Origin of the sequence: Paralimibaculum aggregatum (assembly GCF_030270585.1) — a bacterium.
In the GTDB taxonomy this organism is placed as follows: domain Bacteria; phylum Pseudomonadota; class Alphaproteobacteria; order Rhodobacterales; family Rhodobacteraceae; genus Thermohalobaculum; species Thermohalobaculum aggregatum.
Map to the genome: position 1 here is coordinate 62708 of NZ_BSYI01000006.1, position 14873 is coordinate 77580.

Sequence of the window (14873 nt, forward strand, 5' to 3'; positions counted from 1 at the left end):
GGTGGGAGGAGAGCGTCAGCAGGCGCCCATGGCCTTGCCGCGCTGCCGCGCCGGTGCCTCGGGCGCCTCGTGTGCCGGAAGCGCCTCGGCCACCGCGGCATAGAGGAGCTGCAGCGAGATCGGCTTGGTCACGTAGCCGGCGACGCCGAGGGCGGCGAGCTCGGCCTGGCGCTCGGGCCGCGCATCGGCGGTGAGCGCGATCACCGGCACCTCCGCCACTGGCCCGGAGAACCGGCGGATGCGCGAGATGGTCTCCACCCCGTCGAGCACCGGCATGTGCAGGTCGAGCAGCACGAGATCGATCGCCTCGCGCCCCAGCGTCTCCAGCGCCTCGCCGCCATCGGCAGCCTCGATCACCTCGGCGCCGGTCGGCTCCAGCATCAGGCGGGCCACCAGGCGGTTGGTCGCCACGTCGTCGACGACGAGGATCCGCCGGCCCTGCAGATCGACGGGCGGCGGCGCCTCCGGCAAACCGGACGGCGGCGCCGGCACCGGCGCGGGCAGGCTGCCTGCGGCCGGAACGCCGGCCCGGAAGGTGAGGGTGAAGACGGTGCCGACATTCTCGGTGCTCGCGAAGCGCAGATCCCCCTCCATCATGCCCGCGAGCCGCCGGGTGATCGCGAGGCCGAGGCCGGTGCCGCCGAAGCGCCGCGTGGTGGAATCGTCGGCCTGGGTGAAGGATTCGAAAAGCCGCGGGCGCGCCGCCTCGGGGATGCCGATGCCGGTGTCGCGCACGATCAGCGCGAGGCTGATCCGGCCGTTCGCATCGGGCTCGCCGAGCGGGCGGAGCGAGATCTCGACGCCGCCGCTGTCGGTGAACTTCACGGCATTGGAGATCAGGTTGGTCGCGCATTGGCGCACCCGGGTCGGGTCGAAGACCAGCCGCGCCGGCAGCTCGGGCGCGATCTCCAGCCGGAACGACAGCTGCTTCTCGCGCGCCAGCGGCTGCCAGAGCTTGCCGATCTGGCGGATCAGGCTGCCGAGATCGCCCTCGGTCTCGGCGATGTCCATGCGGCCGGCATCGATCTTGGAGAGGTCGAGGATGTCGTTCAGCAATTCCATCAGGCTGCGCCCGCTTTCTAGGATGGTGAGCACCTTCTCGCGGTCCTCCGGGTCCCGGTCGTCGGCCGCCAGCGCGGAGGCGATGCCGAGGATGCCGTTCATCGGGGTGCGGATCTCGTGGCTCATCGCGGCGAGGAAGCTGGCCTTCGAGCGATCCGCCGCCTCGGCCGCGTCGCGGGCCTTCTGCAGATCGGCGGTGCGCCGGACGACCCGGTCCTCGAGTTCCTGCTTGATCGCCTCGAGCTCGGCCTCGCGCTCGATCCGCAGGGTCTGCAGCTCGTGAAAGGCGCGGGCGAGGCGGCCGATCTCGTCTGTCGCCATGTCGCAGGGCCGCGGCACCGGCGCCCCGGCGCGCCAGCCCTCGATCGCCCGCTGCACCTTGTCGAGCGGGCGGCCCACCAGCCGGTGGAAGGCGACATAGCCGCCGATCAGCATGGTCAGCACCGCGATGACGGAGAGCAGCCCGGCATGCAGCCAGCTCCCGGCCAGCATCTGCTCGGCGCGGGCATGGCTGATGCCGAGCTCGAAATGGCCGATGACGGTGCCATCATCCCTGCCATAGGCGTTGATCCGGCGGCTGATGACCTGCGTTGCCTCGGAGACCTGGCCGACCAGCGCGATCTGGCGGCCGGCGCGGTCGTAGAAGCCGACGCTTTCGACATCCGGATCGACGATCATGCCGGCGCCGAGCAGGGTCAGCAGCTCCGGATCGGGAACCTGGATGATGCGCGAGAGCAGGATCGACTGGCTGGTCGCGAGGTGCTGCGCGCGGGCGTCGATCTCCTTCACGATCTGCCCGTAGGAATGATAATGCGCGTAGAACGTGATGCTCGGCACCACCGTGACCATCAGCGGCACGACGATCGCGAAGAACTTCAGGCGGATCGGCCAGTGATGCGGTCTGAGCAGCATGTGCCGGACTTCCTGGCCGAGTCAGTTGGCCGCGAGCGGTGTGGGTCGACCGACGCTCTCCTGCCAGAGCCTGTCGGCGGTGGCCTTGTGGCCAACCTCTTCGAGCATCCAGAGGCTGCGTGTGCCCTGGTCGAGGAAGAGATGTAGCTCGCCGTCGACGATACGCCAGGCCTCCGGGTCGGAGTCAAGACGCTGTCCCTGGGTCACGCCATAGGCACAGTGGCCGCCATAGGCCGGCAGGTAGCGCTCGGGCTCGGCGGCGAACCGGTCGCGGTTTGCGGCCGATGCGAAATGCACCACCACCTCGCCATGACGATGGGCATAGGCCGGCACGCCCTTCACCGCGCGGCCCTCGATGCCATAGGCGACCGGGTCGTAGCCCCGCATCAGAAGCCCGCTGCCGTCGCTGTTGAAACCTGGCTGATTCGAACGTGATTCGATCACCGAGATCGCCGCAACCGCACCAAATACCAGAAGAACCGCGATCAGTCCGAACAATCTGCCCATATCCGCTTCCCCATGAATCCGCTTTCCGGGACCATACATCACGGATGATGTTTATGAAGCGGTTTCTGCCATACCAGTGCGGCGGAACTGAGGCGCGGCGGGCACAGTGCCGGGATAAGGCGCGGGAAGGGGCGGCCGCTTGGGCTCAGCCGATGCGCGTGGCGGCGAGCCGCGCCTCGTCGAGCGCGAGGCCGAACCCGGGGGCCTCGCCGAGCTCGAGCGTGCCGGCAGCGGCGGCGAGGGGCGCGGCCATCGGAAAGTCGCGCCGCTCGAGGCTCCATTCCGGCGGATCATGGGGAAACTCGAGCCAGAGATCCGCCCCGGTGCCGGCCAGCAGATGCGCGTTGGCGAGCACCCCGATGCCGTTGGTCCAGCTGTGCGGGGTGAAGCCGAGCCCTGCCGCCCGCGCCATCCGCGCCACCCGCGCGAGCCCGGTGATGCCCTCGGTGAGCGCCGCATCGGGCTGCAGGATGTCGAGCGCGCGGGCCTCGACGATCTGGCGGAAGGCGGCGGCCTCGCGGGTCATCTCGCCGCCGGCGATGCGGATCGGGCTGGCCGCGCGCAGCGCCGCCATGCCGGCGATGTCGGCCCGGTGCAGCGGCTCCTCCATCCAGAAGATGCCGAGCGGCTCCAGCGCGCGGGCGACCTCGAGCGCGTCCTTGAAGCCCCAGGGCGCGGCGGTGTCCCAGGGCATGCGCCAGCCCTGGTTGCAGTCGACCATCAGCGCCATCCGGTCGCCGATGCGGGCCCGCACCGCCTCCAGCGCGGCGATGTCGGCCCGCCAGCCGCCGCGGCCCTCGCCGGCCGAGGAGAAGCGGATCTTCATCGCCGCGAAGCCCTCGGCCAGCGCCTGCTCGGCCCGGTCGGCCAGCGCCTGCGGCGACCGCAGCACGCCGGAGGAGGCATAGAGCTTCACCCGCCCGCTCGCCCCGCCCAGCAGCCGCCAGACCGGGGCGCCGGCGATCTTGCCGGCCAGATCCCAGAGCGCGAGGTCGAGCGGCCAGCAGCGGCCGTAGTGAAAGGCGATGTGCGAGAGCACCTCGTAATGCCGGTCATGCGCCCGCGGGTCCTGCCCGAGGAACAGCCCCTCATGCCCGGCAAAGCCCAGCATCAGGTCGCCCGAGCCGATGCCGACCCGCCCCTCGCTGTCGCGCACGCGCACGATGGTGGCGTCGAACGCGGTGCGCGGCCGGCCGTCCCAGCTGGCGCGGAACGGCGGGTCGAGCGGCAGCCGGTGGTGGCTGATCTCGATGGCGGCGATGCTGGGGGTCTCTGGCATGGGCTCAGGCATCCTGGCGAACGGGCGCGGCGAGCGCGACCATGGCGGCGGCGAAACGGTCGATGGCGTCGTCGTCGAGCTCGCGCGCGGTGGCGAGCCGCATCGGCGCGTTCTCGGGCGCCCGCATCGCCGCGGCGAGCGCCTCCGCCCCGGCCTCTGCCAGCGCCGGCGGCAGCCGGCGGGCGATGCCGGCACGGTCCATCAGCCCGGTGACCGCGGCGGGCAGCGCCGCGGGCCCGGAGAGGCCGAGCGCCGCCGCCGCGGCGGCGAGCGCCGGGGTCCCGGCCTCCACCAGCCAGGGCAGCGTCGCCTCGAAGGCCAGCGCCGTGGCGAGCCCGTGCGGAACCTCCGCCAGCCCCGCCATCGCATGGCTGATGTTGTGCGCCACGGCGCAGCCGCAATTGTCGATCGCGGTGCCGGCATAGCAGGCGGCGAGCAGCAGCTCGGTGCGCGCGGCGAGATCCGTTCCCTCGTCCACCGCACGCGGCAGCGCGCGCGCGATCATCGCCATCGCCGCATGGGCATAGAGCTGCGCGCCGGGATGGGCGTGCCGGTTCGTCGCCGCCTCGAAGGCATGGACGAAGGCGTCCATCGCGCACCAGGCGGTCAGCGCCGGCGGCAGGCTGAGGGTGAGCTCGGGGTCGAGCAGGATATGGCTCGCCTTGGTCTCGGGCCCCCAGATCCAGAGCTTGCGCCCGTCCGGGCCGGCGAAGACGGCGGTGGAGGAACTCTCGGCCCCGGTGCCGGCAGTGGTCGGGATCAGCACGCGCGGGGCGCCGGAAGGGGGCAGCGGGCGGGCGGCGCATGCATAGGAGAGCGGGTCGTCCGCGCCGTGGGCCAGCGCCGCGGCGGACTTGGCGACATCCAGCGCCGAGCCGCCGCCGATGCCGACCACGAGACCGGCGCCCTGTGCGTGGGCATGGGCGCGGCGGATATCGCCGATGCCGGGCTCGCCGGCGATGCCGGCCTCGAGGGTGACGGCGTGACCCGCCGCCTCGAGCGCCGCAGCGATCCGGCCGGCGCGGCCGGACAGGGCGAGGAAACGGTCGGCCACCAGCAGCACCCGGCCGCCGGGGGCGAGGCGCGCCGCGAGGCCGGGGAGGTCGTCCACGGCGCCGGGGCGCAGGGTGATCGGCGGCACCGCGGCCGCGGCGAAGGCGGGGAGGCTGACGTCGGGGCTGTCCATCGGCGGCTCCAGCGCGTGACTCGGATCGGATGAGCTTTACCCACATGTCTGTCTGGCCAAATCCCCCAGTTTCTTGGCATTCTCCATGATGTCAGATCATGGAGGGCTGAATGCTCCGCAAGCTGCCGCTCGAGACCTTCCGGGTGTTCGAGGCCGCCGCCCGGCACGGCAACTTCTCCGCCGCGGCGCGCGAGCTCGGCGTGACCCAGGCCGCGGTAAGCCGGCGCATCCAGGCGCTCGAGGCGGTGCTTGGCCGGCCGCTCTTCACCCGGCGCGGGCGGCACATCGCGCTCACCGCCGACGGCAGCGACCTGCACCGGCGCACCACCGGGGCGCTCGACTATCTGGCGGAGGCGCTCGAGCCCTTCGCGCCGATGCGCCACGGTGCGCCGGTTTCGGTGGTGGCGGCGGGCTCGGTGAGCCATCTCTGGCTCGGCGCCGAGATCCGCGCCTTCGCCCGCGATCATCCGGAGGCGGCGGTGCGGCTGGTCACCTCGGACGCGCTGCGCGACCTCGCCGACGACCGGCACGACCTCACCGTGCTCTACACCCGCGGCGCGCATCCGCGCTGGCACCTGGTGGAGCTCTTCCCCGAGCGGCTGGTGCCGGTGGCCTCGCCCGGCTATCTCGCGGCGCGCGGGCTGACGCCGCCGCTGGCGCCCGCGGAGATCGCGGCGCTCGATCTCGTGGACTACGAGCGCTTCAACGCGCACTGGGTCTCGCTGGCCGACTGGGCCGAGGCGCAGGGCCTCGCGCCGCAGCGCGCGCGGGTGACCTTCTCGAGCTACTGGCTGGCGGTGGAGGCGGCGCTGGAGGGCGACGGCGTGGCGCTCGGCAGCCTCGGGCTGATGGCACGCCACCTCGCGGCGGGCCGGCTCGTGGCGCTGGGGCCCGAGCCGCTGGAGACCGGCTATGGCTACTGGCTGGGCCTGCCGCGGGGGCGCACGGTGAGCCCGGAGGCGATGGCGCTCTATCACCGCCTCGCGGAGGCCGCGGCGCCGGGCTGATCCCGGCCGGCACGCAGCACCCGGCCGGCGCGGGCGCGGCGCCGGCGGCCGGCCACGGGAGCGCCCCGGCCGCGGGCCATGCGAGATGGGGTTTCATTCCGGCCTCCCGGCCTGCCCCGCCGTATCTGGCCCCGGCCGCCAGCGCCTGGCAGAGCCTGGCCGGCGCACAAATCCGCAGGGTGTCCGGGCGCCGCACACCGCGCAAAAACGGGGGGCGCCGCTTGCCGGTGGGGGGGCGAGTGATTAGGACTCGTCCTGTACCCCTCTCCGGGCGGCTTCTTCAGACAAGGCAAGACCCATGCGCGATCCGATCGACACCTACATGAACACCCTTGTGCCCATCGTGGTCGAGCAGACCTCGCGGGGCGAGCGCTCCTACGACATCTACTCGCGACTGCTGAAGGAACGGATCATCTTCGTTTCCGGCCCGGTGCACGACGTGATGTCGACGCTGATCGTGGCGCAGCTTCTCTTCCTCGAGGCGGACAACCCGAAGAAGGAGATCGCGATGTACATCAACAGCCCGGGGGGCGTGGTCTCCTCCGGCCTGTCGATCTACGACACGATGCAGTACATCCGGCCGAAGATCTCGACCCTCTGCGTCGGCCAGGCGGCCTCGATGGGCTCGCTGCTGCTCTGCGCCGGCGAGAAGGACATGCGCTTCTCGCTGCCCAACAGCCGGGTCATGGTGCACCAGCCCTCCGGCGGCTTCCAGGGCCAGGCCTCGGACATCGCGATCCACGCCAAGGAGGTGCTGTCGCTCAAGAAGCGGCTCAACGAGATCTATGTCCACCACACCGGGCAGGACTACGACACCGTGGAGGCGGCGCTCGACCGCGACAACTTCATGACCGCCGAGCAGGCCCGCGACTGGGGCCTTATCGACACGATTGTCACAAAGCGGGAGGTTCCGTCCGAGGGTTGACGGATCTGGTACGCGCGCCGTAGTGACAGCGTTTGGCTCTCGGGCTAGCTTGAAAATCGCATCGGATTCGCGCGCTACCGAAGCATTAACGATGCCCGTGTAAAAGCGGCGGACGCCCCCGTCGGGAGACTGGAATGACGAAGAGCAACAGCGGTTCGGACAGCAAGAGCACCCTCTACTGCTCGTTTTGCGGCAAGAGCCAGCACGAGGTGCGCAAACTGATCGCCGGGCCGACGGTGTTCATCTGCGACGAATGCGTCGAACTCTGCATGGACATCATCCGCGAGGAGACCAAGAACAATCTGGTCAAGTCCTCCGACGGGGTGCCCACGCCGCGCGACATCTGCAAGATTCTCGACGACTACGTGATCGGCCAGGACATGGCCAAGCGCGTGCTCTCGGTTGCGGTGCACAATCACTACAAGCGGCTGAACCATGCTGGCAAGTCCTCGGATGTGGAGCTCTCGAAATCCAACATCCTGCTGATCGGCCCGACCGGCTGCGGCAAGACCCTGCTGGCGCAGACGCTGGCGCGCATCCTCGACGTGCCCTTCACCATGGCGGACGCGACCACGCTGACCGAGGCCGGCTATGTCGGCGAGGATGTCGAGAACATCATCCTCAAGCTGCTGCAATCGGCCGACTACAACGTCGAGCGGGCGCAGCGCGGCATCGTCTACATCGACGAGGTCGACAAGATCAGCCGCAAATCCGACAACCCCTCGATCACTCGGGACGTCTCGGGCGAGGGCGTGCAGCAGGCGCTGCTCAAGGTGATGGAGGGCACGGTTGCCAGCGTGCCGCCGCAGGGCGGGCGCAAGCATCCGCAGCAGGAGTTCCTGCAGGTCGACACCACCAACATCCTGTTCATCTGCGGCGGCGCCTTCGCCGGGCTCGACAAGATCATCGCCAAGCGCGGCAAGGGCTCGGCCATCGGCTTCGGCGCCGATGTGCGCGACCAGGCCGACCAGCGCATCGGCGACCTGCTGGTCGAGCTGGAACCCGAGGACCTGTTGCAGTTCGGCCTCATTCCGGAATTCGTCGGCCGTCTGCCGGTGATCGCCACGCTGCGCGATCTCGACGAGGACGCGCTGGTCACGATCCTCACCGAGCCGAAGAACGCGCTGGTGAAGCAGTACCAGCGCCTGTTCGAGATGGAGAGCGTCGGGCTGCGCTTCACCGACGAGGCGCTGCGTTCGATCGCCAAGAAGGCCATCGAGCGCAAGACGGGGGCGCGCGGCCTGCGCTCGATCATGGAGGACATCCTCCTCGACACGATGTTCGATCTTCCGGGCCTCGAGGGGGTGCGCGAGGTGGTCGTGAACGAGGAGGTCATTGGCGGCGAGGCCAAGCCTCTCTATATCTACGCGGAAAAGGCAGGGGCGGGCGCCACTGCCTCCTGACACAAGGCCGTGCAACGGGGCGTTGCTGCCCCGGCACCCCATCAGATCGGCGGGCTTCGGCCCGGTTCGGCGGTGTGGAGGCCCTTAGGGCTCCGCGCACGGTGCTATAGTGAGGCTGCTTCACATGACTGATACCCCGACCGACACTCCCACCGCCAGCCAGGTCTTCCCGGTCCTGCCCCTGCGCGACATCGTGGTCTTCCCCTTCATGATCGTGCCGCTCTTCGTCGGGCGCGCGAAATCGGTGAAGGCGCTCGAGGCGGTGATGAAGGACGACCGGCAGATCCTGCTCGCCAGCCAGAAGGATGCGAGCGACGACGATCCGGAGGCGGACGACATCTACACCGTCGGCACGCTGGCCAATGTGCTGCAGCTGCTGAAGCTGCCCGACGGCACCGTGAAGGTGCTCGTCGAGGGCAAGGCGCGGGCCGAGATCACCGGCTATATCGACAACGAGGACTATTTCGAGGCCGAGGCGCGGGAGATCCCCGAGCAGCCGGCCGACGAGGCCACCGTCACGGCGCTGGCGCGCTCGCTGCGCGACCAGTTCGAGCGCTACGTCAAGCTCAACAAGAACGTGCCGGAGGAGGCGCTGGCCAACATCGCCGAGATCACCGATAACCCGGCCAAGCTGGCGGACACGATCTCGGGCCATCTCGGCGTCAAGCTGGCGGACCGGCAGAAGCTCCTCGAGGAGCCCGACGTCGCGGCGCGGCTCGAGGCGGTGCTGGCGATGATCCAGGGCGAGATCTCGGTGCTCCAGGTCGAGAAGAAGATCAAGACCCGGGTCAAGAACCAGATGGAGAAGACCCAGCGCGAGTACTACCTCAACGAGCAGATGAAGGCGATCCAGCGCGAGCTGGGCGAGGGCGACGACGGCCGCGACGAGCTCAACGAGTACGAGGAGCGGATCGAGAACACCAAGCTCTCGAAGGAGGCCGAGGAGAAGGTGCGCGCCGAGCTGAAGAAGCTGCGGCAGATGTCGCCGATGTCGGCCGAGGCCACCGTCGTGCGCAACTATCTCGACTGGATCCTGTCGATCCCGTGGGGGGTGAAGTCGCGCGTCAAGAAGGACCTGCGCAAGGCCGAAGAGGTGCTCGACGCCGACCATTACGGGCTGGACAAGGTCAAGGAGCGGATCATCGAGTTTCTCGCGGTGCAGAAGCGCTCCGCCAAGCTCAAGGGCCCGATCCTCTGCCTCGTCGGCCCGCCGGGCGTCGGCAAGACCTCGCTCGGCAAGTCGGTCGCCAAGGCCACGGGGCGCGAGTTCATCCGCATCTCGCTCGGCGGCGTGCGCGACGAGGCGGAGATCCGCGGCCACCGGCGGACCTATATCGGCTCGATGCCCGGCAAGATCGTGCAGTCGATGAAGAAGGCGAAGACCACGAACCCGCTCATCCTGCTCGACGAGATCGACAAGATGGGCCACGATTTCCGCGGCGACCCGGCCTCGGCGATGCTCGAGGTGCTGGACCCGGAGCAGAACGCGACCTTCACCGACCACTATCTCGAGGTGGAGTACGACCTCTCCAACGTGCTGTTCCTGACCACGGCCAACACCTACAACATGCCGCAGCCGCTGCTCGACCGGATGGAGATCATCCCGCTCGCCGGCTATACCGAGCAGGAGAAGGTCGAGATCGCGCGGCGCCACCTGCTGCCCAAGCAGATGGCCGAGCACGGGCTGAAGGCCAAGGAGTTCGCCCTCACCGACGAGGCGCTGTCCGAGGTGATCCGCCGCTACACCCGCGAGGCGGGGGTGCGGAACCTCGAGCGCGAGCTGGCCAAGCTCTGCCGCAAGGCGCTGACCGATATCGTCAAGGGCGATGCCAAGACGATCACGGTCAAGCCGGAGAAGCTCGAGGACTATCTGGGCGTGCCGCGGCACAAGCACGGGCTGGCCGAGGAGCATGACCAGGTCGGCGTGACCACCGGCCTCGCCTATACCTCAGTGGGCGGCGACCTGCTGCACATCGAGGCGCTGCGCCTGCCGGGCAAGGGCCGGATGAAGACCACCGGCACGCTGGGCGACGTGATGAAGGAATCGATCGACGCGGCGGCGAGCTTCGTGCGCGCCAAGGCGACCGATTTCGGCGTGCATCCGCCGATCTTCGAGAAGATGGACATCCACGTCCACGTGCCCGAGGGCGCGACGCCCAAGGACGGCCCCTCGGCGGGCGTGGCGATGGTGACCTCGATCGTCTCGGTGCTGACCCAGATCCCGGTCCGGAAGGACGTGGCGATGACCGGCGAGGTGACGCTGCGCGGCAACGTGCTGCCGATCGGCGGGCTCAAGGAGAAGCTGCTCGCGGCGCTCCGGGGCGGCATCAAGACCGTGCTGATCCCGAAGGAGAACGTGAAGGATCTCCGCGAGATCCCGGACATCGTGAAGGACGGGCTCGAGATCATCCCGGTGGAGAACGTCTCCCAGGTGCTCGAGGTCGCGCTGACCGAGACCCCCGAGCCGGTGGAGTGGGACTGGGACGCAGAGCTCGCCAAGCCGGGCCGCGAGTCGGATGACGGGCCCTCGGCCTCGCTCGCGCACTGAGCCGGACACGGATCCCGAGAACAGCGGCCCGCGCCTTCCCCGGCGCGGGCCGTTTTCATGCCGCCGGGCGCGCCGCGAATGCGGGCGCCGGCGCTTGACGCGCCCCCTGCGGCTTGCCATCAGGGGCGGCGAGGGCGGTTAGCTCAGCTGGTAGAGCGCCTCGCTTACACCGAGGATGTCGGCGGTTCGAGCCCGTCACCGCCCACCATTTCCCCTCCCCCGCGATGTTGCGCGCTGACGCCCGGATCCGTTTCGGGCATGCTCGGCGGCATCGGGACCGCTCGGGCCGTGGCCGCCGCCTTGCGGGCATCGGTCCGGACATCGGCAGCGCAGGGAGGCACCGACATGGCCCGGATCTTCCAGGCTCTCTGGGATGCCGACCAGGCGGGCAACGGCGTGCCGGCGCTGCGCCCGGGAGAGCTGCGCGACCCGGCCCGCGGCTTCGTGGTGGTCGATGAGCGGCAGGCACCGGTGGACCCCGATCACAGGGTGCTGGCGGAGGTGTCGATCCCCGAGGCCAAGGCGGAGACCTACCGCCTCTGCGAGCGGCTCTTCGACAACTACGCCTTCGCGCGGCGGGCCCGCGAGGAGACCGACGCGGCGGAGGCCCGCGAGGAGCGCGACTTCATCGAGGCGATCCTGCCGAGCCCGGTTATCCGGCTCGCGCGGGCGCATCTCGCGCGCGCGCTCGACACCGCGATCACCGACAATGCGATGGCCGCGATGATCCGGGAGACCTGGTTCGAGACCGGCAGCTCCGGCAGCCAGCGCGGGGCCTCGGGGTTCGAGCATGTCTTCGTCGGCGAGCAGGCCAGCCGTGCGAACGAGATCGGCGGCTACCATTTCTGGTACAGATACCACCTCGACGAGGGCGGCCGCGGCCAGCGCACGGTGGCGGGCGATGACCGGATCGAGTATCTCGGCACGCGCTATCACAAGGCCGCGGAGCCGAAAAGGGGCATCCTCGTGCCCGAGATCGTCACGCTGCAGCTCGCCTGGGCCGCACCCTTCGCCGACCGCGCCGGCGCTGACCCGGACGGGATCACGCGGCTGAGAAAGCCGATCGGCGGCTTCTTCGTCGGCTGCAGCCCGGAGGGGCTGATCGCGCTCGGCCTCGTGCGCTGCCGCACCCGCGAGGGCGAGATCACCCGGATCAACGGCGCCGAATACCGGCTCGACCTGCATGCGCTCGACAACCGGCCGAACGCGATCCGCACCTTCTTCCCGCGCTTCCTGCGCGCCGGCGTGACCGGGATCGACGACGACGGTGGCGGCGATGGCGGCGATGACGGAGGCGTTGGCGGCGCTGGCGGCACCGGCGAGGCGGCGGCGTAGGATGGCCCGTTCCGCGCGCTCACGGGCATGACCACCCCGCCGCGCCGCGCGGGCGCGCGTTCCTGGAGACCATCGCCGCCGCCGCCACGGTTTCGGTTCTCGATGGCTGGCTGGCCGGGGCGCCGGACGGGTGGCGCCCTATCTGGGCACCCGACCCGCCGGCACACGGCGAGATGGCCCCCGCTTAGATCCCTTCGGCCCGGGCCTTCCTGCGCAACCGGGCGGGCTCGTTACGGCTCCGGCGGCCCGGCGACGGATGGCGCTGCTGGGCGCCAGTTTCGCCACCGAGGCGGCGCGGATGACGGGGCGGGCGATCCGCATCGGTCGAGCCGCATGCCGGGCCGCGCCGGGATGGCGGCGCAATTCGCGCCCTGCCGCTGCCATTGCATTGCCGCCGATGCCGCGAAGGCGTGTCGGTCCGGGCGCATGTGGGCTATGATGGTCCGGGCTGCGGCCCCGCCGCCGCCCGACGTGCAGAGCGACACCGAACCCGAGACGCCAAACCGAGGTCTGCCCATGCCTGTCTTCCGCGATCCGCGTGTCCGCCGCCTGCTTTGCTGCTCGGTCCTGGCGCTTGCGGTCGGGGCCGAGGCCGCATCGGCCCAGGGGCTGCTCGGCCGCCTCGTGCCGCAGGACGAAACGGGCCAGCCGGCGCAGCCCGCCGATCCCTACGGCGCCGCGGATGACGATGCCTTCCGGGCCATCGACGGCGCGCAGGATCCGGCGCAGCTTCGCCGCTTCGTCTCGCGCTATCCCGACAGCCCCTATGTCGGGAAGGCGGAGGCGCAGCTCGCCTCGCTGGAGGCTGCGGCCGAAACCCGCGCCGCCGCCGAGGCCTGCACGTCGCGTTGGCCGCGGGTCTCGCAGAGCTGCACCCTGTCCGAGATCGAGGGGTTCATCGCGCAATGCGGCGACGATCCCAACATCCGCAAGGCCAAGCTGCGCCTGAAGGGGATCGGCATCGGCATGCATTGCAAGGGCGAGCCCGGTGCGGCAGGCGCCAGCCAGCAGGCCGCCGTGGGCCCGGCGACCGGTAGCGCCCAGCCGCCCGAACCCGCGCCGGCTCCTGCGCCGAAGGGGGGCGAGACTGCGCCGGCGCCCGCTGCCAAGCCGGCACCCGCACCGGCCTCTGCTGCGGACAGCTTCGGCACCCTGGCGCATAGCGGCACCTATTATGTCAACCAGAACAGCAATGTCCGGTCCGGCCCCGGCACCAGCCACAGCCGTGTCGGCGGCGTGACCGTGGGCACGAAGATCGAGGCCACCGGCAAGGTCGATGGCTGGGTCCGCTTCACCCATGAGGGCCGGCCCGCCTTCATCTACGCCAATCTGCTGCAGACCTCGCCGGTGACGACCCCGCGCGTCGCCAGCCGGCCGAAGCCGAGCGCGGAGGGCGGTGAGGTCTACCAGTACCGCAAGCCGAAGGAGGTGCCGAAGCCGCGCGCCCAGGCCGGCGGATCGAGCAAGGTCTACCAGTATCGCGCGCCGAAGCAGGCGCCGCAGTCGAAATCCGGCGGCGGGTTCAGCTTCAAGGATCTCCTGAAGAACAGCAACAAGGGCTTCGAGCCGAGCAACCCGGGCGACTGACTGGCGCGGCGTAGGCTATTTGCCGCTGCCGCCGCCACCGCCGCCACCGCCACCGCCGCCGCCATCGCGGCTGGCCCCGAGCGTGAAGCTGGTGCGGGGCGAGGTTCCGGGGGTTCCCGGTGAGGTCGGCGCGGGGGCGCTTCCACCTTGGTTCGGCACGATCCCGACGGTCTGGTTGGCCTCCGGGCCTCCCGGCCGCGGCAGCGCGGCGGCGCCCGCGGGCGGCTGGGCGGCGCCCTGGCCCTCGGGCGCCGGCGCCGGCGCGGGTTGGCGGCGCGGGCGGGTATACTCCGGCACCGGCGTGCGGCTCAGGAAGCCGCCATGCACATAGACCTCGCGCCGGTTGTAGCGGATCAGCACCCAGTCGGAGCCGGCCACGGTGCCGACCTGCATGATCTCCTGGTTGCGGCTGAGCCCGCCGACGGTGCTGTGCGCGGTGGAGGGCCCGCTGCGGACATTCATTGCCGTGGTCGCATAGCGGACCAGGGGCTCGTGCCACCGGATCGGCACCGGGCCGTCATCGGGCCGTTGCGGTGGCAGGCTGGCTGCCTCCGACCCGGCGCCGGGCAGCGGCACCTGCGGGCGCCGGCTGGGCTGCGGCGCGGGCTCCGGCGCTGACGCCGGCCGTGCCGGCTCGGGCCGGCGGGCGGACAGGCGGCGGTATTCCGGATCGGCCCCGAGCGCGGCCTCGAAATGCGTGCGGGCATCGTCGCGCTTGCCCATGATCTGTTTGGCCACGGCGAGCGCATGGTCGACATAGGCCCCGCCGCGGCCATCGCCGAGGGCGCGCTCGACATAGCGCAGCCCGTTCGGCGCGAGCACCTGCACCTCGCGCTGTGTCGCGCCCGGTCGCAGGCTGGCCAGCGCCGCGAGGAACTGCCCCATGATCGCCGCCCGCCGGGCGGCGCCGTCGAGCTCGTTCCGGGCCCTGTCATAGCGCTGGATCGCCTCGTCGTGCCGCCCGGCCAGCAGCGCGTCATAGGCCCCGGACAGCAGCGCCATCTCGGCTTTCGTGGGCATCCGCTGCGGCTCTGCCTGCTGGGCCGCGGCGGGGCCGGTGCTGGCGGCAAGCAGGAGCAGGCAGGCTCCGGCGAAGCGGCGATACCTGGCACGGGGCAGGGT

General features: G+C 70.7%; 11 protein-coding genes and 1 tRNA gene. 7 read left to right on the plus strand and 5 right to left on the minus strand.

The genetic code is table 11. The features are described from left to right. Positions 1–15 precede the first annotated feature (15 nt). The 4 genes from QSJ97_RS05190 to QSJ97_RS05205 all read right to left on the minus strand — a co-directional run bounded on the left by QSJ97_RS05190 (position 16) and on the right by QSJ97_RS05205 (position 4946). Complete coding sequence (locus QSJ97_RS05190) at positions 16–1974, minus strand: ATP-binding protein (protein ID WP_285670571.1); 1959 nt, start codon at positions 1972–1974, stop codon at positions 16–18. Between the two features lie 21 nt (positions 1975–1995). After that, the gene (locus QSJ97_RS05195; RefSeq protein ID WP_285670572.1) at positions 1996–2472 is read right to left on the minus strand and encodes a YHS domain-containing (seleno)protein; all 477 of its coding nucleotides are present in this window, start codon (positions 2470–2472) and stop codon (positions 1996–1998) included. Between the two features lie 154 nt (positions 2473–2626). Beyond that, complete coding sequence (locus QSJ97_RS05200) at positions 2627–3760, minus strand: mandelate racemase/muconate lactonizing enzyme family protein (RefSeq protein WP_285670573.1); 1134 nt, start codon at positions 3758–3760, stop codon at positions 2627–2629. Positions 3761–3764: 4 nt separating this feature from the next. Continuing rightward, positions 3765–4946 carry an iron-containing alcohol dehydrogenase gene (locus QSJ97_RS05205; protein ID WP_285670574.1) on the minus strand — a complete coding sequence of 394 codons (1182 nt, stop codon included), beginning with the start codon at positions 4944–4946 and terminating at the stop codon, positions 3765–3767. A gap of 110 nt (positions 4947–5056) precedes the next feature. Here QSJ97_RS05205 and QSJ97_RS05210 point away from each other — a divergent pair, with 110 nt between their 5' ends. The 7 genes from QSJ97_RS05210 (at position 5057) to QSJ97_RS05240 (ending at position 13751) form a co-directional block, all read left to right on the plus strand. Beyond that, positions 5057–5953: a LysR substrate-binding domain-containing protein gene (locus tag QSJ97_RS05210; RefSeq protein WP_285670575.1), complete on the plus strand. Its 897-nt coding sequence runs from the start codon at positions 5057–5059 to the stop codon at positions 5951–5953. A 298-nt stretch (positions 5954–6251) separates the two neighbouring features. Beyond that, positions 6252–6878, plus strand: coding sequence for an ATP-dependent Clp protease proteolytic subunit (locus QSJ97_RS05215; RefSeq protein ID WP_285670576.1), 627 nt, complete (start codon positions 6252–6254; stop codon positions 6876–6878). A 134-nt stretch (positions 6879–7012) separates the two neighbouring features. Then, positions 7013–8281 (plus strand): ATP-dependent Clp protease ATP-binding subunit ClpX, encoded by a 1269-nt coding sequence (gene clpX, locus QSJ97_RS05220; RefSeq protein WP_285670577.1) that lies wholly within the window; start codon positions 7013–7015, stop codon positions 8279–8281. 124 nt (positions 8282–8405) lie between these two features. Continuing rightward, complete coding sequence (gene lon, locus QSJ97_RS05225; RefSeq protein WP_285670578.1) at positions 8406–10829, plus strand: endopeptidase La; 2424 nt, start codon at positions 8406–8408, stop codon at positions 10827–10829. A 132-nt stretch (positions 10830–10961) separates the two neighbouring features. Next, positions 10962–11037, plus strand: a tRNA-Val gene (locus QSJ97_RS05230). Between the two features lie 137 nt (positions 11038–11174). Next, a complete protein-coding gene (locus tag QSJ97_RS05235) occupies positions 11175–12164 on the plus strand; it encodes a hypothetical protein (protein WP_285670579.1) in 990 nt (329 codons plus the stop codon). A gap of 516 nt (positions 12165–12680) precedes the next feature. After that, positions 12681–13751, plus strand: coding sequence for an SH3 domain-containing protein (locus QSJ97_RS05240; RefSeq protein WP_285670580.1), 1071 nt, complete (start codon positions 12681–12683; stop codon positions 13749–13751). Positions 13752–13766: 15 nt separating this feature from the next. Here QSJ97_RS05240 and QSJ97_RS05245 read toward each other — a convergent pair whose 3' ends face one another. Continuing rightward, positions 13767–14771 (minus strand): SH3 domain-containing protein, encoded by a 1005-nt coding sequence (locus QSJ97_RS05245; RefSeq protein WP_285670581.1) that lies wholly within the window; start codon positions 14769–14771, stop codon positions 13767–13769. Positions 14772–14873 lie beyond the last annotated feature (102 nt).